Below are 23,828 nucleotides of genomic sequence, written 5' to 3'. Positions count from 1 at the left end.
GCCCCTCCGGCGATTGAGGAGCGGGGGTCGGGGGCAGCGCCCCCGACCCCCGCTCCTGGAATGCCGGAGGGGCTGAAATCCCGTCAGCGCCGGGCCACACCCTCCGCACGGGCCGCCGCGGCCACCGCCGCGGTGACCGCCGGAGCGACCCGCTCGTCGAACGGCGACGGGATCACGTAGTCCGCCGCCAGCTCGTCGCCGACGACATCCGCCAGCGCGTTCGCCGCCGCGATCTTCATGCCCTCGGTGATCCGGGAGGCCCGGACCTGGAGCGCGCCGGCGAAGATGCCCGGGAACGCCAGCACGTTGTTGATCTGGTTCGGGAAGTCCGAACGGCCGGTCGCCACGACGGCCGCGTACTTGTGCGCGACCTCCGGGTGGACCTCCGGGTTCGGGTTGGCCATCGCGAAGACGTACGCGCCGGGGGCCATCGAGGCCACCGCCGCCTCCGGGACCGTACCGCCGGAGACGCCGATGAAGACGTCCGCACCGGCGAGCGCCGTCTCCAGTGAACCGGACAGGCAGGCCCGGTTGGTCAGTTCGGCCAGCTCACGCTTGACCTCGGTGAGGTCGTCGCGGTCGCGGCTGACGATGCCCTTGCGGTCGGCCACGGCGATGTCGCCGATCCCCGCCTCCAGCAGGAACTTGGCGATGGCCACGCCCGCCGCGCCCGCGCCGGAGATGACGCCGCGCAGGTCGCCGAGCGTCCGCCCGGAGAGCTTCACGGCGTTGCGCAGGGCGGCGAGGGTGACGACGGCCGTGCCGTGCTGGTCGTCGTGGAAGACCGGAATGTCCAGGCGCTCCTGGAGCTTGCGCTCGATCTCGAAGCACCGGGGCGCCGAGATGTCCTCCAGGTTCACTCCACCGAAGGACGGGGCGAGCCGGACGACGGTGTCGACGATCTCGTCGGCGTCGGTGGTCGCGAGCGCGATCGGCACCGCGTCGACGCCGCCGAACTGCTTGAAGAGGATGGCCTTGCCCTCCATGACGGGGAGGGACGCCTCGGGCCCGATGTCGCCGAGCCCGAGCACGGCGGTGCCGTCCGTCACGACGGCCACGACCTGGGACTTCCAGGTGTAGTCGTGGACGAGCTCGGGGTTGTCGGCGATGGCGCTGCACACTTTCGCCACACCGGGCGTGTACGCCAGGGAGAGGTCGTCCTTGTCCCGGATCGGGACGGTGGCCTGCACGGCCATCTTCCCGCCCCGGTGGAGGGCGAAGGCCGGATCGAAGGGCTCGTCGGCCCCGATGTCCGCTGCGCTCGTGCGCTGGATGCCGCTGTCGGTGGTGCTGTCGCTGCGAGGATTGACGATCTCCGCTGCCATGGTGTTGACCCCTTAAGTCTTCATCGTTTGAGGGTGGCCACTCCTGGTTGAGGAGGGGTGGGCGGGCACCGCGTACGTGTCCTGCGCCGAGCGGGTTGGCCCGCCCCGGCAGGGAGTGAGGTACATACGCGCGGGCGCGCCGCACACGCGCCCTGAGCCCCGGATGAGGGGTGTAAACGTCTTTCTTACCGGACGAACGGTGTTACGGACGAGTCCATATCGACGCGGTGACGTGACTCATAGTCGAATATCTGGACAAGTCGGCAAACCGGCATAAATGCCGCCCGCTGGTCGAGACGTGCCGAAGATTCTCCGGCGGGGGGAGCACATCCCCACAGATGGTCCGGCCGTCGCGTACCGGCCGTTGATGTTCGGGGGTCGCCCGTTATCCGATTTTGACATGGCAGGACCCCTGAATGGGCCAGTCCGAATGGCAGGATGCCGTCATCACACAAGGTGGCGACACTCGAAGGTGCGTGCCAAGCCGCCCACCAGCACCTCACCCTCACCTGCCGGAGGATCCCGACATGACCGCAAGCATCACGCGTCGTACGACCGCCAGGGCCCGGATCGCGGCGGTCGGCGCCATCGCGGTCGCCGGCACCCTGCTCCTCACCGCCTGTGGCGACCAGACCGACAGCGCCTCCCAGGAGAGCGGCAGCGGCAAGGAGACCAAGGCCGGCGCACCGCTCTTCTCCAAGCTGCCGGAGAAGTACCAGAAGTCCGGTGTGATCAAGGTCGGCACGAATGCCGAGTACGCCCCGATGGAGTCCGTCGAGAACGGCAAGATCGTGGGTGTCGACCCTGATCTGGCCGAGGCCCTCGGCAAGCACCTCGGGGTGAAGTTCGAGTTCACCTCGGGCTCCTTCGACGGCCTGATCACCGCCCTGAACACCGGGCGCCACGACATCGCGATGTCGTCGATCACGGACAACAAGCAGCGCCAGGAGGGCCTGGACGAGTCGGGCAAGAAGCTGGGGGAGGGCGTCGACTTCGTCGACTACTTCCTCGCGGGCACCGCCGTGTACACGAAGAAGGGCAACCCCGAGGGCATCAACTCCATCGAGGACCTCTGCGGGAAGACCGCCGCCGTGCAGCGCGGCACCACGTACGAGAAGGCCCTCAAGACGCAGTCGAAGGCCTGTACGGACGCCGGCGAGAAGGCCGTCAAGATCGAGCCGTTCGAGAACGACACCGAGGCGCAGACCCGCGTCAAGTCCGGCGGTGCGGTCGCCGGTGTCAACGACTACCCGGTCGCGGTCGAACTGGCCCGCAAGGCCGACGGCGGCAAGGCGTTCGAGGTCGTGGGCGAGCAGGTCGACGCCGGCCCGTTCGGCATCGCCGTCAAGAAGGACAACACGGGGCTGCGCGACGCCCTGAAGGAGGCCGTCGACGCGATCATCGCCGACGGCTCTTACCAGAAGGTGCTCGACAAGTGGGGCGCCGGCACGGGAGCGATCGACAAGGCCGCCATCAACGGCGGCAAGTGACCGGACGCTTCACCGAAGGGCAGTCACGATGACTGACAAGCTCGACAAGACACCCGCCGGTTCACCGGCCGGCCAGGTGTCCGTCTCCAAGGCCGCCACCACGGCCCCGGAGAACATCAAGGCCATTCCCGTCCGCCATGTCGGCCGCTGGATCAGCGGCGTCGTGGTCATCGGCCTCCTCGTCGCCCTCGGGTACGCCTTCTCGCAGGGCGACATCCAGTGGCACGCCGTGGGTGACAAGCTGTTCGACAGCAGCGTCATCGCCGGAGCCGGCCGCACCGTGCTGATCAGCGTCCTCGCGATGCTGCTCGGTGTGGTCCTCGGCATCGTGCTGGCCGTGATGCGGCTGTCGAGGAACCCGGTCACCAGCTGGGTGGCCTGGCTGTACATCTGGTTCTTCCGCGGCACCCCGGTCTACGTACAGCTGCTGCTCTGGTTCAACCTGGCGCTGATCTTCCCGGTCCTGAACATCCCGTTCATCTACAAGGACGAGATGACGGACGTCATGACCCCGTTCATGTGCGCCCTGCTGGGCCTCGCCCTGAACGAGGCCGCCTACATGGCGGAGATCTGCCGCGCCGGCATCCAGTCGGTGGACGAGGGGCAGACCGAGGCGTCCCACGCGCTCGGCATGACGCAGGCGAAGACCATGCGCCGCGTGGTCCTGCCGCAGGCACTGCGGGTGATCATCCCGCCGACGGGCAACGAGTTCATCAACATGTTGAAGACCTCCGCACTGGTCTACGCGGTCACCTACAACGAACTGCTCCGCTCCACCTCGCAGATCGGCTCCACGTCGTACGCGGTGATGGAGATGCTCTTCGTCGCGTCCATCTGGTACATCGTGATGACCAGCGTGTTCAGCGTCGGCCAGTACTACCTGGAGCGCCGCTTCGCCCGCGGCTCACTGCGCTCGCTGCCGCTCACCCCCTGGCAGCGCGTCAGGGTCAACCTCGTCTCCTTCAGCAACCGGCCCTCCGGAGGTGTCTCATGACCACCCCCATGGTGAAGGCCGAGGGCGTCCACAAGTCCTTCGGCGCCGCCCACATCCTCAAGGGCATCGACCTGGAGGTCGCCCCGCGTGAGGTGTTCTGCCTCGTCGGCCCGTCCGGCTCCGGCAAGTCGACCTTCCTGCGGTGCATCAACCACCTGGAGCAGATCAACGCCGGCCGGCTCTCGGTCGACGGCGAACTGGTCGGCTACCGGCAGAAGGGCGACAAGCTCTACGAGCTCAAGGACAGCGAGGTCGCCCTCCAGCGCCGGGACATCGGCATGGTGTTCCAGCGGTTCAACCTGTTCCCGCACATGACGGCCCTCGAGAACGTCATGGAGGCCCCGGTCCAGGTCAAGGGCGAGGCCAAGGCCGTGGCCCGGGCCCGTGCCGAGAAGCTGCTGGACCGGGTGGGCCTCGCCGACAAGACGAAGAACTACCCCTCCCAGCTCTCCGGCGGTCAGCAGCAGCGCGTGGCCATCGCCCGCGCGCTGGCGATGGAGCCGAAGCTGATGCTCTTCGACGAGCCGACCTCGGCCCTCGACCCGGAGCTGGTGGGTGACGTCCTGGACGTCATGCGCGGGCTGGCCGAGGACGGCATGACGATGATCGTCGTCACCCACGAGATGGGCTTCGCCCGCGAGGTGGGCGACGCGCTGGTCTTCATGGACGACGGCGTGGTGGTCGAGTCGGGCCACCCGCGCGAGGTACTGACCAACCCGCAGCACGACCGGACGAAGTCGTTCCTGTCCAAGGTGCTGTAGGACGGGGCCCCGCCGCACGCGGGAGGGCGGTACGGACCGTGGTCCGTACCGCCCTCCCGCGCGTCCGGCCGCGCCCGGCCGGGCCCGGCGCACTCTCCCGCGCCCGCGCCCTCAGCCCCTCGGCAGCACCTCCGGGCCGGTGAGCAGCTCCTTGATCTGCTGCCGGGAGAGCGGCGGCTCCGGGAGCAGGGCGCCCTGGGTGCCGGAGCCCTCGAAGCCGGTGCTGGAGCGTACGAGGAACTGCGATCCGTCCGACTGTGCGAGGCGGCCGACCAGTTCGGGCCCCCAGCCGACGCTGTCGTCGCCCTCGCGGTCCATCGAGTCGTGCCACGTCGTCAGCGCCCGGCCGTCGGGGAGCACCTCACGCACACAGTCGGTACGGGCCGGCTGCTGGCCCACCCGGGCGCAGAGGTCCTCGGCCGGATCGGCCGGGCTGCCCGTCTTCTTCTCCATCGCCTCCCGGTCCATCAGGGTGAGCAGCAGATAGCCGACGCCGCCGTCCTTGCGGAACGCGTAGTGCCCGTCCAGCGGCCCGAGGTACGTGGTCCGCGCCTGTTCGGGGGTCGCGTTCTTGATGAGCACGGCGAGGGAGACTTCCTTGATCTCCCCCACGTCCGCCGGCAGCAGCGCGGCCAGCCGTTCGGCCTTGGCCGACGCGGGAGCCGGCACCGACGGGGAGGCGGACGGCCCGGCCGACGCCACCGAGGTGTGCGCCGGGTCCTCGTCGCCGCCCGTCCGGGGCAACGCGAACGCCCCGGCGGCGACCACCACGAGGACGGCGGCGGAGGCGGCGGCCCGGCGGCGGCTGCGGATCCGGGCGGCCTTCGCGTACACGGCCCCGGCGGAGAACGCGGGCTTCCCCGCTGCCTCGACGGCGCGGCCGAACAGTTCACGGACGTCGTTCATACCAATTCCTCCGCCATCCCGGCGCGCAGCGCCGCCAGGCCCCGAGCCGTGTGGCTCTTGACCGTGTTCGTCCGCATCCCGAGCGCCTCGGCCGTGGCCTCCACGCTCAGGTCCTCCCAATAGCGGAGCACCAGCACCGCCCGCTGCCTGACCGTGAGCCGGGCGAGCGCTTCCCTGACGACCAGGCCGGTGTCCGTGTCGGCCGTGTTCCCGGGGCGGTCGGGCAGTTCGCCGTACGCCCGCTCCCGCCGCCAGAACCGCCGACGGCTCGCGATGAACGTGTTGACCAGCGTCTTGCGGGCGTACGCCTCGATGTTGTCGAGCCGCCCGTGGCGCCGGCCGCCGAGGACGACCTTGACCAGGGTGCTCTGGACGAGGTCCTCGGCCTCGTGCCGGTCACCGCAGAGCAGATAGGCGCTGCGGAACAGCGCGGTGCGTCTGCCCTCCACGAAGTCGTGCAGCGCCGCGTCGTCATCGGCCCGCATTCGGGCCCCTCTCCGGAATCCGCATGCCCCGCCCCCTTCTCTTCCCGCCACCCGGCCCGCGGAGGCGGACCGTCTCACCCTTCCAGTGCGCCGGGGCCCGGAGCAGGTTGCGGACCGCGACGAAAAAGGGGGCGGTACGGGCCCGACGCCCGTACCGCCCCTCTCCCCGTCGTATGGCCGCCGCCGTTCGCGGGCGGCTACTTCACCGCGAGTACGAGGGTGTCCGAGGGCGACGCCCAGACCGCGCGGGCCTCGCCGAAGCCGGCGGCCAGCAGGGTGCGGGCGTGCCAGTCGGGCGAGGGCATGTCGCCGTCGGCGTGCTCGCCGTAGATCGCGAACCGTTCGGCGGTGGGTGCGGCGAGGACCGGGTCCTTCGCGGCGACGGCCCACCAGTCCGCCCAGTCCAGCGCCCCGGCGGCCTTGGCGCGGTCCATCGCGGCGTGCCGGTGGGCGCGTTCGGCGGCGTTGATCCGGGGCGTGCCGGTGTCGATCATGTGGTCGGCGTTCATGAACACCCCGCCGTCCCGGACGAGGCCGCCGATCTGCCCGTACAGCGTGGCGAGCGGCTCGCTGTGCAGCCAGTGCAGGGCGGTGGCGGTGAGGACGGCGTCGTACGAGGTGTGGGGCAGCCGGGCGGTCCAGTCCGGGTCCTTGAGGTCGGCGGTGACGAAGGTGACCCGGTCGTCGCCCTCGAAGGTGCCGCGGGCGATGGCCAGGAGCGCGGGGTCGAGGTCGACGCCGGTGCTCGTGGCGTTCGGGAACCGCTTGAGGAGCCGGTCCGTAATACTTCCCGTACCGCACGCGAGGTCGAGCACCCGCGGTTCCGGTCCGACGACCGCCTCGACCATGTCCAGCATCACCCGGAACCGCTCCTCGCGGTCGGGCATGTACCACTCCTGCTGCCGGTCCCAGCTCTCCTGCCAGGACTGCCAGTCGGTGCCCGTAGCCGTCTCCGTCACGTCAACCTCCACGTAATACTCATACCCGTCAACCGACCATTACAATGACCGACGCCCTGACTCTAGACTGACACCGTAAGGACTACAAGTGGAACTGGCCTATTACTCGGACTACGCCGTGCGCCTGGTCAACACCGAGGAGCCGGCCCGCAACAAGGACGCCCTCACCTCGGTCGAGGCGGTCCGGGAGCTATTCGGCGCCAATCAGCAGGCGGCACGGCGGACGACGGACGCGGACGTGACCCGGTTCCGTTCCGTACGGGCGCGGCTGCGCGCGGTCTTCGAGGCGGCGGACGGCGACGACGAGACGCTCGCGGTCGACCTGCTGAACTCGCTGCTGCTGGAGTTCCCGGTGAGCCCGCAGATCTCGGGGCACGACGTACGGGACGACGACGGCAGGCCGGACTGGCACATGCACCTGGCCGACCACCCGTCGAACGCGACCGCCGGCTACGCGGCCATCGCGGCGATGGGGCTGGCCTTCCACCTCACCGGGCACGGAGTGGACCGCCTCGGCCTGTGCGAGGCGCTCCCCTGCCGCAACGCCTACCTGGACACCTCCACCAACCGCTCCAGGCGCTACTGCTCGGACCGCTGCGCGACCCGGGCGAACGTGGCCGCCTACCGGGCCCGCAAGCGCGAGGAGGCCGAGCGCACGGGCCGCAACGCCGAGACCGCCCAGCCCAGCACCGCCGCCACCGACCGCTGACCCTTCGCCAGGGGCCGGTAGCGGGCCCGCACCCGGGCCAGCACCAACTCCTCCGGCACGGTCCCGTAGTCGGTGCTGTCCCCGCCCGCGAAGGTGTTGTCGCCCCGCACCCACCAGCCGCCGGGCCGCCGCTCGGTGGCCCGTTTGACCACCAGCAGGTCCTGCTGGAAGGGATGGCGCAGGATCACCACGTCACCGGGGCGCACGGGCGCCCCGTACTGCACGAGCAGCAGGTCGCCGTGGTAGAGCGTGGGCACCATCGAGGGGCCCGTCACCTCCACCACCTGCAGCGGACGCCGCGTCACCCGCCCGCCTCCGGACATCTGTCGCCGCTCCGGCATCTCCGGCATCTCCGGCACCTCCTCCAGCACATCGTCAGTACATCGCCCCGCCTACGGCTCCGTACATTCGGCCGACGGCCCGGTTCCCACCCCGGACTTTTGACCTAAGCCCCTGGGGCAGCCACGGAAAGCGGCGCTCCACGGAGTAATGTCCCACCTGAGAAGACGATCACGAGGAGGACAGCTCCATGCTTTCCCGCCTGTTTGCCCCCAAGGTGAAGGTCAGCGCCCACTGCGACCTGCCCTGCGGCGTGTACGACCCGGCCCAGGCCCGCATCGAGGCCGAGTCGGTCAAGGCCGTCCAGGAGAAGTACCAGGCCAACGAGGACGCGGACTTCCGCACCCGCGCCGTCCTGATCAAGGAGCAGCGCGCCGAGCTCGCGAAGCACCACATCTCGGTGCTCTGGAGCGACTACTTCAAGCCCCCGCACTTCGAGAAGTTCCCGGAGCTGCACCAGCTGGTCAACGACACCCTGAAGGCGCTCTCCGCGGCCAAGGGCTCGAACGACCCGAAGACGGGCCAGAAGGCCCTGGACCTCATCGCTGAGGTCGACCGGATCTTCTGGGAGACCAAGAAGGCCTGATCCCGGTGGAACCGGCTGACTCGGCCCGCACTGGCCGTTGACGCCGCCCATCGGACCGCCGCCGCACCCGGTCCGCCGGTCGCCGATTTCGGTGGCCCGGCGGGCCGGGTGCGGTGTTTTCCGACGGGAGCGCCTGCATCCGCAGCGTGATCACGGCAGTCACGTGACCGAGGACTCACTGTGCCTGCTCCCTGCTGAACATGAAGTTTCTTACTCGCGCCGGAGTGGGCGGTGATGCCCCAACTCGCGCACGAATTCTCGTCAAAGTGACATGATGGAGACTTCACTGAAGCGAGGGAGCTGAACTCATGCAGTGGACCGTCCATGGCGAGCGGCAGATCTACAACAACCCATGGGTGAACCTCTGGCTTGTGGACGTCCAGCAGCCTGACGGCCGGCGGTGGGAACACCATGTGGTCCGGATGCGGCACCTGGCCGTAGCGGCCGTTGTCGATGACCAGAAGCGCGTGCTGATGATGTGGCGGCACCGGTTCATCACCGACACCTGGGGCTGGGAACTTCCGATGGGCCTCATCGAGGCCGACGAGACCCCCGAGCAGGCTGCCGCTCGCGAGGTGGAGGAGGAGACCGGGTGGCGGGTGGAGAGCGTCAAGCCGCTGGTTTACGCGCAACCCGCGAACGGCATCACGGATTCCGAGCACTTCGTCTTCCGCGCTGAGGCAGCCTCGTATGCCGGTCCACCGACCGAGCTGAACGAGTCCGACCGAATCGAGTGGGTTCCGGTCTCCGAGATCCGAGGCATGATCGACCGCCGCGAAGTCGTCAGCAGTGGCAGCCTGGTCGGTCTGCTGTACCTGTTGCTGGACGAGGTGACCGGCAGTTCCTCGTAAGAGGTCAGCCGAGGACTTCACGCAGGCGTTGCTCGAAGGCGAGGACGGGGGCTTCGCGTGCGTAGGGCAGCATTCGGCGGTGAAGCTCCCGAACATGCCCACTCACTCGTGGCGAGTCGATGGCTGCGGCGAGGTCGAGGGCGAGGCCGGCGCTCGCGCATGCCTCGTCGAGCTTGCCCAGCTGGAGCTGGACACTGGCCAGCCAGTAGGCGTGGAAGGCACGGCCTCGCTGTTGGTCGGCATCTTCTCGACGTAATCCCTCAGTGATGAGGGGTTCGGCACGGGCCGGTTCGCCGAGGCGCGCGTAGGCGATGCCGGTGTCGACAAGGAGTTTCGTCTCGTCGAAGTACTGGACCCAGTCGGGCGCCTCGGCTTCATGTGCGCGTGATCGTTCGTACTGGCCACGGGAGCGATCCACGGCCTGGTGGCAGGCCTGGGCGTCTCGAAGGGCGGCATGGGCGAACGCTTCACGCAAGTGCAGCATCGACATGACGAGCGGCTGTTCGCCGGCGGCGCGGGCCACGTCCTGGGCGCGGCATGCAAGGGACACGGCGTCGTTCGGGTTGCCGTCGTAGGTGGCCAGCAGGCTCATACGGGACAGCACATTGGCCATGAAGAGGCTGTCGCCTTGAGTGTGGGAGAGCTTGAGCGCTTGGGTGAAGTAGGTGCGTGCGGTGCTGTACTGACGGGCGTCGAAGTAGGCCCAGCCGGAAAGCCGCGCCAGCTCGGCCGCAACCCCTTGGAGGTCGTGCCGTAAGCCGGCCTCGGCAGAATCGAGGAGTCGGCCGACATAGCGCAGATGCCCCACGACGGCGGGCCGCAGGGTCGCGCCACCGTGTGCGTTGTCTCGCCGCCAGTAGTCCTGGACCGACGAGCGCAGGGCCGTGAGGGTGGAACGGGTGGCACCGCCGTCGACCAGGGCGAGAAGGTCGTCCAATTCCTCTGCCGGTTCGGCGCGCTGTGGTTCGCACGGTACGGCAGGAAGGGGCTCGGGCGGCCTCTCGTCGGTGCGGGGTGGGGCAGGAATCTCCCAGGGGCGGTGGGCCAGGCCGAGCATTGCACCAGGGATACGCAGGCCGTCGGCGACGCGTTCGATCACGTCGATGTGTGCCAAACCGCGCCGCCCCGCCAAGATCTCGCCGACTCTGCTCGGCGTCATGCCGCACAGCGCAGCGATTCGCGACGGGTAGATCCCGGCTTTGACTTTGACCAGCCGGAAGATGCGGGCGAAGTCCCTGGCGCGACAGGCTTCCTGCCAGGCCGCGCTGGCCAGCAGATCGGCCGGCAGGGCCCGGTGGGCCTGCGAGCGTGCCACTCATCCCCCTCACTCGCCCGTTCGGACGGACTGACATGGGACCGACTGCTGATGAGATTACCTACGTTGGGTAATCACCGTGACCTGATTCCGTGATCGCCGCAGCGGTGAACTTGTGTCCCACAGCCCGCCCGCGACGAGGGGACGCGATGCACGCGATGACGACGCACGACCGACAGACCACCCCGGTGCGGTGGCAGATGCAGTTCAGCCCGGTACGCAAGTGCGTGCCCCTGGCCCGCGCCCTCGTCTCCAAGACGCTCGCGAGCCGGGGATACGGCCAGGAGGACATCGACCGGGTGGCCCTCGTCTGCGGAGAGCTCTCCGCCAATGCCGTCCAGCACGGCGGCAGACGTGGGCACCTCTTCGAAGTTCGGCTGACTGTTGACGGCCCGCGCTGCCTGGTCGAGGTCTCCGACGCCAGCCGCACCCCTCCCCGCTCCACCAAGGCCTGGGAGGACGACGAAGGCGGCCGAGGCCTGCTTCTCGTCGATTCGCTCTCTGAGGAGGCCGGCCACCACGACCGCTATCCGCTCGGCAAGACCGTGTGGGCCCGCCTGATCCTCGGCAGTCCGAGTGAGGAGTCCGTATGCACGAGCTGATCGCTGCCCCGTACCTCGACCACCACCTCCTCGTGCAACCTGGCAGTCCGAGGGCAGCCCGCCTTCCTGTTCACCGGTACGAGGAACTGCGCACCGCGCCGGGCACCTCCGCAGCGCCCACCTGGCTGGCCGACGTGGCCCGCCGGGCTTGGGAGACCGATCTGAGCGACCGACGTCTCGGGGAGACTGTGCTGGTCCGCTCCCGCTCTCCCTATGGGTGCGGACGTGCCTCGTACGAGCTGAACCTCGGCTGCAACTACGACTGCGAGCACTGCTATCTCGGCCTGAAGCAATTTGCCGGCCTGGAGTGGCCTGAGCGTGAGCGCCTGCTGCACGCCATCCGGGACTCCGGGGTGCTCTGGCTCCAGCTCACGGGCGGTGAGCCGATGATCGACAAGCTGTTCCCCGAGACGTACCGACTGGCATACGAGCTGGGCATGATGGTCGAGATCCTCACCAACGGCTCGCGACTTGCCGCACCGAAGAACCTCGGCCTGCTGACACGCCTGAGGCCGAACCGGATCACACTCAGCCTGTACGGGGCCACCGCCGATTCCTACGACGGGCTGACCCGGCGTCGGGGCGCGTACCGCATGTTCGTCAAAGGGCTAAACGCAGCCCACGAAGCCGGGCTACCCCTCGACCTTGCCTTGATCATCACGCGGCACAACACCCATGAGGCTGACCAGATGCGCGCCTTCGCCGATCGCTACGGGCTGCCGTACCGCGAGTACACCCACATGTCGCCGACCATCTACGGCGGCGCGGAAACCCTCGCCACCCAGGCCCCGGACCACCTCGCAGATCGCGATCCCTTCAACGGCTGCAACGCCGGCCACACCTTCTTCCACGTCGACCCGCACGGCATGGCTTCCATCTGCAAGGTCGGCCGCGACGCAGCGATCCCCCTCATGACCACGGGAGTCGAGGGCCTGAGCCGCCTCGGCGTCATCGCCGACTCCCTGATGCTTCGCACCGGTGGCTGCAGCGGCTGCCAGCTCTCCGGCACCTGCCGGGTCTGCCGGCCGCTGGCCAAGGTCTACCAGGAGGCGAAGGCACCACTGGACAGGTACTGCCAACACGCGACTACAAGGAGCTGAACCATGACCGCCGTAGCAGTCGAGATCACCCCCATCCGCCCGCCGTCCGAGCCTGATGCGGAGATCATCCTCATCGACGACGTGGACGCCTTCGCTGCGGCCACCACGCCCGGCTGCGGGGACGACAACCCGTACAACTGACCATCCCTTCAGGGGCTTTCGGCGGCACCTCGCGCCGGAGGCCCCTGTTGGACCGTAGATCTGGAAACCTGACGGCCATGCCCGCACCCTCCATCGCCTTCGCCGGTCTCCCCTCTGGCGCTCGTACCGCCATCGAGGCCGAGACCGGCCCAATTCTCAGGATCGAAGACGTCAGCACCGGTCTCAACAGCTCCCTCTCCGCGCTCGCACACACCGCCGGCGGAGTCGTCTTCCTCAAGGGCCTGCGCGCCGACCACCGCTGGGTCTGGACGCAGCAACGCGAGGCAGACATCAACCCGTACGTGACCCAGATCGCCCCGCGCCTACTCTTCCACGTCATCGCCGACGGCTGGGACGTCCTCGGCTTTGAGGCCATCGGAGGCCACCACGCCGACTACTCCCCAAGCTCCCCCGACTTGCCCATAGTCACCGACGCCCTCCGAGAGCTCGCATCTCTCCCTTGCCCTGACATCGATCTCCGGCACGCCGAACAACGCCTGGCCGGCTACGTCGCCGACCCCGCAGACGCGGAAGCTTTCACAGGGAACGCGCTGCTCCACACCGACTGGAACAACCACAACGTTCTCATCGCCCACGACCGCGCTCACCTCGTCGACTGGGGCTGGGCCACCCGCGGAGCCGCCTGGCTCGATCCGGCCCACTGGATCATCTGGCTCATCGCGGCCGGCCACACGCCATCAGCCGCAGAGGAGACGGTCGCGTTTCTTCCTACCTGGGCATGGGCACCACCCCGAGCGGTGGACGCCTTCGCCGACGCCAGCGCGAACCTCTGGGATGAGATCGCGGGCTCCGCCCCCGACGACTGGACAATGAACTTGCTCAACGCCGCATGGCTCTGGCAACAGCATCGAAGCAATCGCTCCTGACGGACGCAGCCTGCGGATTGATCGACCATGGCGCAGCCTCCCGCACGTTGATCTCGTGCTCCTGAGAACAGACGGGTCGGCGAACCTCTCCGAACCGCTCTCTTCGCGGAACTGTTATTGCGGCCCCGCGGAGCCCTCGCTCGACCATCAGTCCTACGAAGGGACTCTTATGCCCCAGCAGACCGACAACCAGCCGAAGGCACTCAAACCGCCGCTCGATTCGATGACCCTGCTGGTCGCTGCGGTCATCGTCCACGACAGGGCCACCAACCGCGTCGTCCTACTCCAACGCAGTGAGAACGCCAAGTTCGCCCAAGGCATGTGGGACCTGCCGGTCGGCAAGAGCGAACCCGGCGAGCCCATCACCGAGACCGCAGTCCGCGAACTCTATGAGGAGACCGGCCTTACCGTGAAGCCCGAGTCCCTCAAGGTCGCCCACATCATCCACGGCGCCTGGGGCGTCGAAGCCCCCAATGGCTTCCTCACCGTAGTCTTCACCGCCCACGAGTGGGCCGGCGAACCCGAGAACCGCGAACCCCGTAAGCACTCTCAGGTCCGCTGGGTTGACGTCAACGCCATTCCCGAAGAGTTCGTGGACACCACCGCAAGCGCCCTCCACCGATACTTCACGGGAGGCCTGGAGGTTTCCCTCAACGGCTGGCAGTAGAGGTGCCTGACCCTCCTGGCGGACGCTTATCGACCACGGCGAACGCGTACATTGGGCCGGGGAAGACGCAGCATACAAACATCTTCAGCACGAACTCACATTTGGCCGCACACCGGTTTGAGCCTCCAACCGCTCAACGATGCTGCACCATTCATCAAATATCACGGCCGGGGCATCCAGCGAGTTCAGCGCCCTGCAGGGAAGATCCCCCCAGGTCATCGCCCCGCCCCATTACTGGGAGACCAAGAGGGCTTGATCGCCCACCCAGGGTTCGACGGCCCCGGTCCGCGCGTTTCGCGTACGGACCGGGGCCGTTTCTCGTCCGGCCACCGGTCTCGACCCGCGCCCCATCGACTTCAACGCCACCACTGGTCGCTCACCCGGCGATGCGCTAGCCTCAAAACGAGACGATACGTCTCGTCTATTCGATCGACTCTCCAGAGCCGCGAGGTCCACCATGGAACGCTTCGTCGAAGTCGCCCCCGGCATACGCCTTTGGGCCGAGGACCGCGGCGCTCCCGACGCCCCCGCCCTACTGCTGGTCATGGGCGCGCAGGCGTCCGGGCTCGGCTGGCCCGACGAGCTGGTGGAGCTGCTCGCCGCCCGGCATCGCGTGATCCGTTACGACCACCGGGACACCGGCCGCTCCACCTGGGCCTTCGACGAGCGGCCCTACCCGCTCACCGCGCTGGCCGAGGACGCCGTGGCCGTGCTCGACGCGTTCGGCGTGGAGCACGCGCACATCGTGGGGATGTCGCTGGGCGGCATGCTCACGCAGTTGCTGATCGCCGACCACCCGGAACGGCTGCTGAGCGCCACGGTGTTCGGGACGCGAGCGCTCAGCTCTGTCCCCTACACCGCCCCGGACGGCTCCCGCGTCCCGCCCGAGCAGCTCCCCGGCGTCGCACCCGCCCTGCTGGAGCTGTGGTCCCGGCCGGTCGAGGACCGAGGACCCGATGCCGAGTTGGAGCGGCGCGTGGAGCACTGGCGGGCGCTCGGCGGCGGCCTGGTCCCCTTCGACGCCGACCACACCCGCGCCCTGGAGCGCCGGATCATCGAGCACACCGGGCACCATCGCGCCGGTTCCGCGCACGCCCGCGCCGACTACTCCGGGATGGACCGCACCGAGCAGCTCGCCCGGACCCGCGTGCCCACCCTGGCCGTCTCGGCTCTCGCCGAGCCCGTCTTCCCGCCCCCGCACTCCGAACACCTCGCCCAGGCGATCCGCGGCACCCGGCTCGTCGAGATCCCGGGCATGGGCCACGCCCTCCCCCGCGAGGTGCACGCCCCGCTCGCCGCCGCGGTCCTGGAGCACACCGGCCGGGGCTGACGCCGTACCGCACCGGCCGCGGCCGACACTGTGCCGCACCGGCCTGCGTCGGCCCCCTGTCGTGTCCTCCACGTCATACCTGAGAGCCACCCCTCAGGTGCCCTCTCCAGCGGGACGCCGACTACCGGCCCCCGTCCATAACTTCTGTACCGGAAGCACGCAATGCCCCCGGTACGGAAGGACCTCGTCCCATGGCGGACCGCCCGCGCAGATCCCGTCTTCGCCGCACCCTGCTCGCCGCCCTCGTCACCTTCGCGGTGGCCGTGCCGGTGTCCGGAGCGGCCCGGCCCGCCGTCGTGCCCGCCCCCGCGCCGACCGTGCCGGAGCGGCTACGGGACGCGAGCCCGGCGGCGCTGGAGGAGCGGTACGCGGTGAGCCGGCGGGACATCCGGGCTGCGGAACGGGCGGCGGAGGGGCACGGGGACCTCCGGCGGGCGGGCTCCCTGCGGGCGATGGCCGCGCCGGGGCGGCAGTTCCTCGCCTTCGACGGGCGGGACGGCGGCCGGAGCACGGAGGTCTTCGGAGAGCTGTCCACGGCCCGGCGGATCGCGGTGCTGGTGCCCGGGGCGGGCGTCGGCCTGGACGCGTACTGGCGGCTGCGGCGTGATGCCAGGGCTCTGCACCGGGAGTTGGGCGAGGGTGCGGCCGTCGTCGCCTGGCTCGGCTACCGCACGCCCGCCACCGTGAGCCCGGCCGCGCTGACCACCGGGCGGGCCGACGAGGCCGCGCCGGGGCTGCGCGCGCTGGTGGACGGGCTGCGCGCGGTGCGGCCCGCCGCCCGGATCAGCCTGCTCTGCCACTCCTACGGTTCGGTGATCTGCGCCCGGTCCGCGCCGGGGACTTCCGCCGACGCCCTCGTCCTCTACGGCAGCCCCGGGGTCGGGGCCCGGGACGCCGCCTCGCTGCGCACCGGGGCGCGGGTGTGGGCGGGCCGGAGCGGCGGGGACTGGATCGCCCGGGTGCCGCATGTACGGGTGCCGGTGCCGTTCGTCGCGACGGTCGGCTTCGGGACGGATCCGGTGGCGGACCGGTTCGGGGCCGAGGTGTTCGACGCGGGCGACGGCGGCCACAGCGACTATCTGCTGCCCGGTTCGCGCTCCTTGACGAACCTGGCCCGGATCGCGGCCGGCGCCGAACCGCTGGGGGCCTCCCGTGACTAGTCTCGTCGCACGGATCGAGGCCGCCACCCCGCCCGGCCGGGACCGGGCCGTCGACGCCCTGCGGGCCCTGGCGATCCTCGGCGTGGTGGGCGGGCACTGGCTGGTGACCGCGCTGGTCACCGACAGCGGCACGGTGCGCGGGGCGAGCCCGCTGACCTATCTGCCTCACCTCACCCCGGTCTCCTGGGTGTTCCAGACCCTCGCGGTGTTCTTCCTGGTGGGCGGGCGGGTGGCGGCCGGGAGTTGGGCCTCTGCGCGGAAGCGGGGCGTGCCGTACGGGCCGTGGGTGGGCGGCCGGCTGGCCCGCCTGTTCCGGCCGGTGGCAGCGGTCCTCGTGGTGTGGACGCTCTCGGCGGCCGCGATGCTGATGGCCGGGGTGGGCGAGTCCACGGTCCGCGCGCTGGTCAAGCTGGTCTGGTCCCCGCTGTGGTTCCTGCTGGTCTTCGCGGCGCTGACCGCGCTGACCCCGCTGGTGGCGCGGCTGCACCCGCTGTGGCCGCTCGTGGTGGTGCTGCACGTCGACCTCGTACGCCTGGGAATCGGCGGTCCTCGCGAGCTGAGGTGGATCAACGTCGTCGTGGGCTGGCTGGTGCCCTACTGCCTGGGGGCGCTGGTGGCCCGGGGCGGGATGCGCGGCCGGACGGGCCGCTGGGCGCTGCTGCTCGGCGGGGCCTCGGCGGCCGGCGCGCTCGTGCTGTGGGCCGGGTACCCGGCCGCTATGGTCGGCGTTCCCGGCGGCCGGATGTCCAATCTGGATCCGCCGAGCCTGGCCGCCGTGGCGTTCGGCCTGGCGCAGTGCGGGGCGGCGCTGCTGCTGCTCGGGCCCCTGCGCCGGGCGCTGCGGAGGCCCGCCCTCTGGGCGGTGGTGGCGGTGGTGAACCTGTCCGCGATGACCGTGTTCCTCTGGCACCAGACCGCGATGATCGTCGTCACGATGAGCGCGCTGCTGATCGCGGACGGCCCGCTAGCGGGGCTGCACACCGTGCCCGACGGCCCCGGCTGGGTGCTCGCCCGGTTGCTCTGGCTGCCGCCGTTCGCGCTGGCCCTGCTGGTGTGCTGGGCCGCGTTCCGGGGTTACGAGCAGGGCGGGCGGCGCCCCGGCGGGGGCTCCCTCGCCGTCCGGGAGTCCTCCCCCGAACGGAAGGGACACGCACGTCGTGCCTAGTCTGTGCGGGAGTGGAGCCGAGGGGGCGGTGGGGGCGGTGACGTCATCGGGAGCGGTACGCCTGCGGGCGGCGGTGCGCCGTGCGCCGCGTGCCCTGTTCGAGGAGTTGTGGGCGGCGCCCGCCGACCGGGTGCCGCGCATGGGAGAGCCCGACTCGCCGGTGTGGCGGCCGGTGTTCCTGGTCCTGCTGGTGATCACCGCGGTCGGCACCATGGTGATCCGTACCAACGAACTCGTCCCGCACGGAGGCACGGTCTACCTGTTCGCGGTACTGGCCGCCGGCGCGCAGTCCGCGGCGCTGGTGGCCGGAATGATCCGTCCCGTGGGGGCCTGGTGGACGGCGACCGCGCTGTCGGTCGTGACGGTGCTGGTCACCGAGGCCACCGCGCCCTCGGAGGGTTCCTACCCGTGGATCCCCGCCGCCTTCCCCATGAGCCCGGAGTTGCTGTATCCCCGGCCCTTCGCGGGAGTGGCTCTGCAGGGCGCTGCGCTGTTCCTGCTGGCGCTGCGGGTCCGGCCCCGGCGCGCGGTGGCAGCGCTGGCGATCACGCTGGGGGTGGCGCTGCCCCTGGCCCTCTACACGCCTCGACTGCCGCACGTCAACTCCCTGGTGTCCGCGCTGGTGTTCGTCACCGCCCTGGTCCTCGGCGTCGCGCTCCGCAGCGTGCGCCTGGCCCGTAAGGACCTCGTCGTCCAGGTCGAGCTGACCGCCGAGGAGCGGGCCCGGCGCACCCTGCTGGAGGAGCGCGGCCGGATCGCCCGCGAACTGCACGACGTGGTCGCCCATCACATGTCGGTGATCTCCATCCAGGCGCAGGTCGCCCCGCACCTGGTCGAGCACCCCACCGAGGAGCTGCGGGAGAATCTGACCGGCATCCGCGAGAACGCCCTCGAAGCCCTCGCCGAACTCCGCAGGGTGCTGGGCGTCCTGCGCTCGGAGGACGCGCCGACGCAGAGTACCCGGCATGCCCCGCAGCCCGGCCTCGACCGGCTCGACGAGCTGGTCGCCACCGTGCGCTCCGCCGGTCTCGCCGTCACCGTCGCCACCACCGGCGAACCCCGCCCGCTGTCGCCGGGCGTCGAGCTGTCGGCGTACCGCATCGTGCAGGAGGCGCTGAGCAACGTGATGCGCCACGCGCCCGGTGCGAGCGCCGAGGTGACGATCGGCCACCGGCCCGCCGGGGTGACCGTCCGGGTCGCCAACTCCCCGCCGGACCGGCCGGCCGCCCCCTCCCCCGGGGTACGTCACGGCCTGCTCGGGATGCGCGAACGGACCGCGATGCTCGGCGGTGAGCTCGCCACCGGGCCGACCGCCGACGGCGGCTGGGAGGTCTCCGCGATCCTGCCCGCCACCACCGCCCCTGCCCTTGACCCTGCCGAGGACGCCCCATGACACCGCCCATCCGCGCCGTGATCGCCGACGACCAGATGATGGTCCGCCAGGGCTTCACCGTCCTGCTGAACGCCGAGCCGGACATCGAAGTCGTCGGGCAGGCCGTCAACGGGCTCGACGCGGTCGCCAAGGTCGCCGAACTCGCTCCGGACGTCGTCCTGATGGACATCCGGATGCCGGAGCTGGGCGGCATCGAGGCCACCCGGCGGATCACCTCCCCCGAGGGCTCGACGGTGAAGGTGCTCGTGCTGACCACCTTCGATCTCGACGAGTACGTCTACGAGGCACTGCGCGCGGGCGCTTCGGGCTTCCTGCTGAAGGACGCCTCCGCCGACGAACTCGCCCAGGCGGTACGGGTGGTGGCGGCGGGCGACGCGCTGCTCTCGCCGAACATCACCAAGCGGCTGATCGTGGAGTTCTCCCGGACGGCCGGGGCCCCGCGCCCGCCGCTCAAGGCGCGGATCGGGGACCTGACGGAGCGGGAGACGGAGGTGCTGACGCTGATCGCCGGGGGCCTGTCGAACGCGGAGATCTCCCGGCAGCTCATCGTGGCGGAGCAGACGGTGAAGACCCATGTGGGCCGGATTCTGGTCAAGTTGGGTGTCCGCGACCGGACCCAGGCGGCGGTGTTCGCGTACGAGTCGGGGCTGGTGCGCCCGGCCGGGCTCTGACCTCCCACGGGACCAGCCTGCGGGCCTCCCCCGGCCGGCCGCCGGACCCCGTTCCGTAGGATCTCACCGTGACTACGGGGAACGGGACAGAAACAGAGAGCGGCCGAGCGGTGGCCGCCGCGCACGGCGGGTGCGGGCCGGTTCTGTCACCGTCCGCGCGAACAGCGCCGCACCCACCGGCGTACCCACCGCCCACGCCGCCCACGGAGATCGAGCGCGCACTGTCCGCGGCCGTCGCGAGCGGCAGCGCCGACGCGGTCGTGGAGCTGCTCGCGCGGACCCGGCTGTACGTGCTCGTCGCCCGGCTGCACGCGGACGTCCCCGGCTGGACGGCCCCCCTGCCCGCGATCCGCGACGAGGTCTCCGGGCGGACCTGCGTCCCGGTCCTGACCCAGGGGATGCTGCCGCCCTGGCACCCGGAGTGGGTCTTCCGCGAGGTGAGCATCGGCGAGCTGGCCCGGACCTGGCCGTACGACGTGCGCCGGCTCGCGGTGAACCACGGCACCCCGTTCGCGGCGATGGTCGACGCCCGGCCCAAGCGCCTGAAGGCCTGGGCGAGGGCCGACGAGCACTCCGGCGGGGCCCAGCGGGGCGTCCTGCTCACCGACGGCGGCGGGCCGCTGCACGGGCCGCTCGCCCACGGGCTGGCGCTCGGCGCCCATCTGGCCGTCACCAACGGCCTGGTCTGGAACCGGCTCGGCGCCGCCTACGAGAACTACGCGGCCGACCGGGCCCGGCTGCGCAGCCCGTGGGGCATCCCGCACCGCGCCGAGTACCGCGACCGCCTCGCGTCCCTGATGAGGAACCAGCTGGTCGGACGCGTCCAGGAAGGCGTCCTGCGGACCCGGCACACCCTGGCGCACCGGCTGGGGCGCACGCCGACGCGCGAGGAGTGGTCCGATGCGGTGGCCCGTGCCTTCGCCGCGCGCGACGCCGACGACCGGGCGGTCGCGGACCGGGCGCTGCGTCACATCACCCTGTACGAGGAGAGGTTCCGGGCCGACGGCGTGCTCGCCCCGGACGGTCGCGTCGACACCCTGGCCGCCTTCGACCTCGGCCGGGCGGTCAACGTCGTACGGCTCGCGCTCGGCGCCCGGTACGGCGATCCGCACGAGGCCGAGCAGGACGTGCTGCGGGTCGGCGAACTCGCCCGGGCGGCCTACTCCTCGTGGGCGGACTTCTCCCTCGGCTACCTCATGGCCCGGGTGGTCCACCGGGCCGAGGACGACGGCCCGGAGGCGGCGGAGCCGACGTACCGGCAGTCGCTCGCCGAGCACCACATCCTGACCCAGGACCCCGCCGGCCCCTACCGGAACATCCCCTGGTCATGAACCCGAATCTCCCCACCACGCCCCCGGCCCCCTGGACACCCGCCCCCTGGGTCCCGCCGTCCGAGACCGAGCAGCTCCTCCACGAGGCGGCGCTGCGCGGCGACGCCCGGGCCCAACTGGCGGCGCTCGCCGGGGCCGAGCTGTACATCCCGGCCCCGCGCGCCGAGGCGGACGCGAAACCGGACACCATCACCTGGCGCGCGCACCACGACCCGGCCGGCTTCGTCTGCCGCCCGGTGCTCACCCGGGGCATGCTGCCCGCCTGGCATCCGGACTGGGTCTTCCACGGGGTCTCGCTGCGGTGGGCCGCCGAGTTCGGCTGGTCCGACCCGCACGTGTTCCTCGGGGTGAACGTGGGGACGCCCGGCCAACTGCTGCTGCCGACGGGCCCGACGGACCTGGCGCTGTGGCAGCGCGCGTACGCGGAGAACGACCGCCTCCCGGAGAACCGGCTGCTCGCGCTGCGCCACGGTGCGCTGCACGGGCCGCTGGCGTACGGGCTGGCCTGCGGGGCGCATCTGGCGATCGGGAACGCGGTGCCGTGGAACGAGGTCGGCACGGTCTACCGCGAGTACACCACCGAGCGTGATCTGCTCCGCGAGTCGTGGGGCATCACCGGCCACGCGGAGTGGCGCAGGCAGCTGGACACCCTGCTGGAGGCCCGCAACAGCCCGCCGGAACCGGACTTCGTGCTGCGCACCCGCGACCAGCTGGCGTCCGCGCTGGGCGAGTCGCCCTCGGCCGACCTGTGGCGCGAGACCGCGGCGGGCCACGCGCAGGACCTGGGGGCGGACCCGGGCACGGTGAAGGGCATCGAGGAGCTGGTGCGCCGGATCATGCGCTACGAGGCCCGGTTCCGGGCCGACGGGCTGCTGCCGCCGGACGGCCGGGTGCACACGACGGTCGCGTACGACTACGGGCGGGCGGTGAACCTGGCGCGCTGGGGGCTGTCGGCGCGCTACTGCGCCCCCGCCGACGCGGAGCAGGCGATCGTCTACGCCGGGGCGCTGAGCAAGTCGGCCCACCGCTCCTGGGAGGAGTTCTCGGCGGGCTACTCGCTGGGGCGGGTGCTGCGGTTCGACGAGGAGGAGTACGGGCCGTTCTACGAGAAGAACGTCCTCGCCCACCGTCTGCTGGCGGAGAGCGAGGGCAGTCCGTGGCGGCACCTCCCGTGGCGGTGAGGCGGGGTTCTCCCGGTCAGCCGCCGGGCAGCAGGTGGCGGTAGCTGTCCGGGTTCTCCACCAGGAACTGGGCGAAGCTCTTCGCCGGGTGCCCGGCGAGCGTGGGCACCGCGTCGGAGACGGCGGCCAGTTCCCCGTTCGCGATGGCCTCGTACGAGGTGACCCAGCCGGCCACCTCCCAGTCCTCCGCCCCGTAGCCGGCCCGGGATGCGTAAGCCTCCTCGCGGGTCTCGGGCACGTAGACGACGGGGCGCCCGGTGACCCGGCTCAGCTCTTCGGCCGCCTCGGCGAGGGTGAACGCCTCGGGTCCGGTGAGGTCGTAGACCCGGTCGTCGTGGTCCGTGCCCTCGTCCAGCAGCACGGCCACCGCCGCGTCGGCGATGTCCTCGTGGGCGACGGCCGCCACCTGTCCGTCGCCGCCCGGCCCGCGCAGCACCCCGTCGGTCCCGGCCATCGCGGGCAGCCCCGCCAGATACCAGTTGTCGCGCAGGAAGGTGTGGCGCACCTCGGCCGTACGGAGGTGGGCCTCGGTGTCCCAGTGGTCGCGGGCGAAGGTGAACGTGGCGTCGGGCGCGGCCCCTTGGAAGGACACGTACACGATCCGCTCCACGCCCACGGCCACGGCGGCGTCGATCGCCGTGGTGTGTTCGCGGACCCGGTAGGGGCTTTCGTGGGCGGAGACCAGGAACAGGGTGTGGGCCCCGTCGAGGGCCCGGCGCATGGCCTCCCCGTCGCCGTAGGGGGCGGCGGGCGCGTGGTCGGCGCCGGGCAGGTCGGGCAGTCGGGCGGGGTCGCGGCCGAGAAGCCGTACGGGTACGCCGGTCCGGGCGAGCCGCCGGGCGACCCGGCCGCCGACCGCTCCGGTCGCTCCGGTCACCGCGGTGAGGGGGCCGATCACTGGGTTCGTCTTCCTCTCGTTGTTCACCGTGCCAGGGGTTCCCCGTGCCAGGGCCGCACCTCCACGACCGCGCCCACCGGGAGCGGTCCGTACAGGTGCGGGAACTCCTCGCCGCCGGGCCTCATCGCCTCGTACCGGACGGGGTCGGCGAGGCGGTCGGGGTCGACGACCAGGACCACGAGGTCCCGACCGCCGTCCCCGTCCCCGTACAGCATCCGGGCCACACCAGGGAGCTGGTGGGGCAGCGAGAGGTGGATGAAGCCCTCCTCCTGGAGGGTGCGGCCGCGGGTGGACATCTCGTACGTCCCTGTCCCGCGGGCCGCCTCCCACAGTGGTGCTTCGGCGAGGTGCAGCAGCGGTTCGGTCATCGAACCACGCTAACGGGTGCTGCTTCGCGCCTGCTAGAAGGTGCGGCGACGAGCCCTGCGCGTGGCCACGAGGACCGTGCCGCCGGCGGCCACCAGCGCTGCCGCGATGGACCCGATGATCCATTCTCCGCCCCGGGAGCCGGTGTCGGGCAGCTCACCCGGGTGGCTCGGCGAGTGCGTGGGGTGCGGCGTGTGGCCGGTGGGGGTCGGCGTG

27 protein-coding genes are annotated in these 23,828 nt (G+C 70.9%); 18 read left to right on the top strand and 9 right to left on the bottom strand.

Features of this window, described 5'->3' with window-relative positions; genetic code table 11:
* Positions 1–83: 83 nt before the first annotated feature.
* The gene (locus tag B9S58_RS03405; RefSeq protein WP_103530659.1) at positions 84–1,325 is read right to left on the bottom strand and encodes an NADP-dependent malic enzyme; all 1,242 of its coding nucleotides are present in this window, start codon (positions 1,323–1,325) and stop codon (positions 84–86) included.
* A 527-nt stretch (positions 1,326–1,852) separates the two neighbouring features.
* Here B9S58_RS03405 and B9S58_RS03395 point away from each other — a divergent pair.
* Genes B9S58_RS03395 through B9S58_RS03385 form a run of 3 tightly spaced genes read left to right on the top strand, consistent with a single transcriptional unit; the run spans position 1,853 to position 4,570 of the window.
* Positions 1,853–2,815, top strand: a complete 963-nt coding sequence (locus B9S58_RS03395) for an ABC transporter substrate-binding protein (protein ID WP_103530658.1) — start codon at positions 1,853–1,855, stop codon at positions 2,813–2,815.
* Positions 2,816–2,843: 28 nt separating this feature from the next.
* The gene (locus B9S58_RS03390; protein WP_103530657.1) at positions 2,844–3,809 is read left to right on the top strand and encodes an amino acid ABC transporter permease; all 966 of its coding nucleotides are present in this window, start codon (positions 2,844–2,846) and stop codon (positions 3,807–3,809) included.
* A complete protein-coding gene (locus tag B9S58_RS03385) occupies positions 3,806–4,570 on the top strand; it encodes an amino acid ABC transporter ATP-binding protein (RefSeq protein WP_103530656.1) in 765 nt (254 codons plus the stop codon). The genes B9S58_RS03390 and B9S58_RS03385 overlap by 4 nt, the downstream gene beginning before the upstream one ends.
* A gap of 111 nt (positions 4,571–4,681) precedes the next feature.
* Here B9S58_RS03385 and B9S58_RS03380 read toward each other — a convergent pair whose 3' ends face one another.
* From B9S58_RS03380 to B9S58_RS03370, 3 genes are all read right to left on the bottom strand, one after another.
* Entirely contained in the window at positions 4,682–5,476 is a 795-nt protein-coding gene (locus B9S58_RS03380) for a hypothetical protein (RefSeq protein WP_103530655.1), read from the bottom strand.
* Positions 5,473–5,961, bottom strand: a complete 489-nt coding sequence (locus tag B9S58_RS03375; protein WP_103530654.1) for a SigE family RNA polymerase sigma factor — start codon at positions 5,959–5,961, stop codon at positions 5,473–5,475. Before B9S58_RS03375 ends, B9S58_RS03380 begins: the two co-directional genes overlap by 4 nt.
* A gap of 197 nt (positions 5,962–6,158) precedes the next feature.
* Positions 6,159–6,920 carry a trans-aconitate 2-methyltransferase gene (locus tag B9S58_RS03370; protein ID WP_103530653.1) on the bottom strand — a complete coding sequence of 254 codons (762 nt, stop codon included), beginning with the start codon at positions 6,918–6,920 and terminating at the stop codon, positions 6,159–6,161.
* 88 nt (positions 6,921–7,008) lie between these two features.
* Here B9S58_RS03370 and B9S58_RS03365 point away from each other — a divergent pair, with 88 nt between their 5' ends.
* A complete protein-coding gene (locus B9S58_RS03365; protein WP_103530652.1) occupies positions 7,009–7,629 on the top strand; it encodes an ABATE domain-containing protein in 621 nt (206 codons plus the stop codon).
* Here B9S58_RS03365 and sodX read toward each other — a convergent pair.
* On the bottom strand, positions 7,542–7,970 hold the full coding sequence (sodX, locus tag B9S58_RS03360; protein ID WP_103530682.1) for a nickel-type superoxide dismutase maturation protease: 429 nt from the start codon (positions 7,968–7,970) through the stop codon (positions 7,542–7,544). The two genes, B9S58_RS03365 and sodX, sit on opposite strands and share 88 nt — an antisense overlap.
* A gap of 188 nt (positions 7,971–8,158) precedes the next feature.
* Between sodX and sodN the strand changes: the two genes are divergently transcribed.
* Both sodN and B9S58_RS03350 read left to right on the top strand, forming a co-directional pair.
* Positions 8,159–8,554 carry a superoxide dismutase, Ni gene (gene sodN, locus B9S58_RS03355; RefSeq protein ID WP_103530651.1) on the top strand — a complete coding sequence of 132 codons (396 nt, stop codon included), beginning with the start codon at positions 8,159–8,161 and terminating at the stop codon, positions 8,552–8,554.
* Between the two features lie 308 nt (positions 8,555–8,862).
* Positions 8,863–9,405 carry an NUDIX hydrolase gene (locus B9S58_RS03350; RefSeq protein WP_103530650.1) on the top strand — a complete coding sequence of 181 codons (543 nt, stop codon included), beginning with the start codon at positions 8,863–8,865 and terminating at the stop codon, positions 9,403–9,405.
* A gap of 4 nt (positions 9,406–9,409) precedes the next feature.
* Here the strand turns inward: B9S58_RS03350 and B9S58_RS03345 are convergent, their stop codons facing one another.
* The gene (locus B9S58_RS03345) at positions 9,410–10,720 is read right to left on the bottom strand and encodes a helix-turn-helix domain-containing protein (protein WP_181009171.1); all 1,311 of its coding nucleotides are present in this window, start codon (positions 10,718–10,720) and stop codon (positions 9,410–9,412) included.
* A gap of 158 nt (positions 10,721–10,878) precedes the next feature.
* On the opposite strand from B9S58_RS03345, the gene B9S58_RS03335 reads away from it, so the two are divergent.
* The 12 genes from B9S58_RS03335 (at position 10,879) to B9S58_RS03285 (ending at position 22,348) form a co-directional block, all read left to right on the top strand.
* On the top strand, positions 10,879–11,322 hold the full coding sequence (locus B9S58_RS03335; RefSeq protein ID WP_258044170.1) for an ATP-binding protein: 444 nt from the start codon (positions 10,879–10,881) through the stop codon (positions 11,320–11,322).
* Positions 11,310–12,422, top strand: a complete 1,113-nt coding sequence (locus tag B9S58_RS03330) for a radical SAM protein (RefSeq protein ID WP_103530647.1) — start codon at positions 11,310–11,312, stop codon at positions 12,420–12,422. Before B9S58_RS03335 ends, B9S58_RS03330 begins: the two co-directional genes overlap by 13 nt.
* Before the next feature lie 3 nt (positions 12,423–12,425).
* Positions 12,426–12,563 (top strand): hypothetical protein, encoded by a 138-nt coding sequence (locus B9S58_RS37775; RefSeq protein WP_181009169.1) that lies wholly within the window; start codon positions 12,426–12,428, stop codon positions 12,561–12,563.
* 77 nt (positions 12,564–12,640) lie between these two features.
* Entirely contained in the window at positions 12,641–13,450 is an 810-nt protein-coding gene (locus B9S58_RS03325) for an aminoglycoside phosphotransferase (protein WP_103530646.1), read from the top strand.
* Positions 13,451–13,619: 169 nt separating this feature from the next.
* Positions 13,620–14,117, top strand: a complete 498-nt coding sequence (locus B9S58_RS03320; RefSeq protein ID WP_103530645.1) for an NUDIX domain-containing protein — start codon at positions 13,620–13,622, stop codon at positions 14,115–14,117.
* 457 nt (positions 14,118–14,574) lie between these two features.
* A complete protein-coding gene (locus B9S58_RS03315; protein ID WP_103530644.1) occupies positions 14,575–15,447 on the top strand; it encodes an alpha/beta fold hydrolase in 873 nt (290 codons plus the stop codon).
* A 191-nt stretch (positions 15,448–15,638) separates the two neighbouring features.
* Positions 15,639–16,607, top strand: coding sequence for an alpha/beta hydrolase (locus tag B9S58_RS03310; protein ID WP_103530643.1), 969 nt, complete (start codon positions 15,639–15,641; stop codon positions 16,605–16,607).
* On the top strand, positions 16,600–17,772 hold the full coding sequence (locus B9S58_RS03305; protein ID WP_103530642.1) for an acyltransferase: 1,173 nt from the start codon (positions 16,600–16,602) through the stop codon (positions 17,770–17,772). Before B9S58_RS03310 ends, B9S58_RS03305 begins: the two co-directional genes overlap by 8 nt.
* A 28-nt stretch (positions 17,773–17,800) precedes the next feature.
* Positions 17,801–19,165, top strand: coding sequence for a sensor histidine kinase (locus B9S58_RS03300; RefSeq protein WP_103530641.1), 1,365 nt, complete (start codon positions 17,801–17,803; stop codon positions 19,163–19,165).
* Positions 19,162–19,836: a response regulator transcription factor gene (locus tag B9S58_RS03295; protein WP_103530640.1), complete on the top strand. Its 675-nt coding sequence runs from the start codon at positions 19,162–19,164 to the stop codon at positions 19,834–19,836. Before B9S58_RS03300 ends, B9S58_RS03295 begins: the two co-directional genes overlap by 4 nt.
* Positions 19,837–19,904: 68 nt before the next feature.
* A complete protein-coding gene (locus B9S58_RS03290; protein WP_374935652.1) occupies positions 19,905–21,167 on the top strand; it encodes a DUF1266 domain-containing protein in 1,263 nt (420 codons plus the stop codon).
* Positions 21,164–22,348 carry a DUF1266 domain-containing protein gene (locus B9S58_RS03285; RefSeq protein ID WP_103530639.1) on the top strand — a complete coding sequence of 395 codons (1,185 nt, stop codon included), beginning with the start codon at positions 21,164–21,166 and terminating at the stop codon, positions 22,346–22,348. The genes B9S58_RS03290 and B9S58_RS03285 overlap by 4 nt, the downstream gene beginning before the upstream one ends.
* 16 nt (positions 22,349–22,364) lie before the next feature.
* Here B9S58_RS03285 and B9S58_RS03280 read toward each other — a convergent pair whose 3' ends face one another.
* From B9S58_RS03280 to B9S58_RS03270, 3 genes are all read right to left on the bottom strand, one after another.
* Entirely contained in the window at positions 22,365–23,246 is an 882-nt protein-coding gene (locus B9S58_RS03280) for an SDR family oxidoreductase (RefSeq protein WP_103530638.1), read from the bottom strand.
* A gap of 23 nt (positions 23,247–23,269) precedes the next feature.
* Positions 23,270–23,614 carry a DUF952 domain-containing protein gene (locus B9S58_RS03275; RefSeq protein ID WP_103530637.1) on the bottom strand — a complete coding sequence of 115 codons (345 nt, stop codon included), beginning with the start codon at positions 23,612–23,614 and terminating at the stop codon, positions 23,270–23,272.
* Positions 23,615–23,647: 33 nt separating this feature from the next.
* Positions 23,648–23,828 (bottom strand): LPXTG cell wall anchor domain-containing protein (locus B9S58_RS03270; RefSeq protein ID WP_146063455.1); only part of this gene is annotated, 181 nt, incomplete at its 5' end.

The sequence above is a fragment of the Streptomyces sp. SM11 genome (genome assembly GCF_002910905.1).
GTDB lineage: Bacteria > Actinomycetota > Actinomycetes > Streptomycetales > Streptomycetaceae > Streptomyces.
The sequence above is the reverse complement of the archived record's forward strand: the minus strand, read 5'-3'. Positions and strand labels throughout refer to the sequence as shown.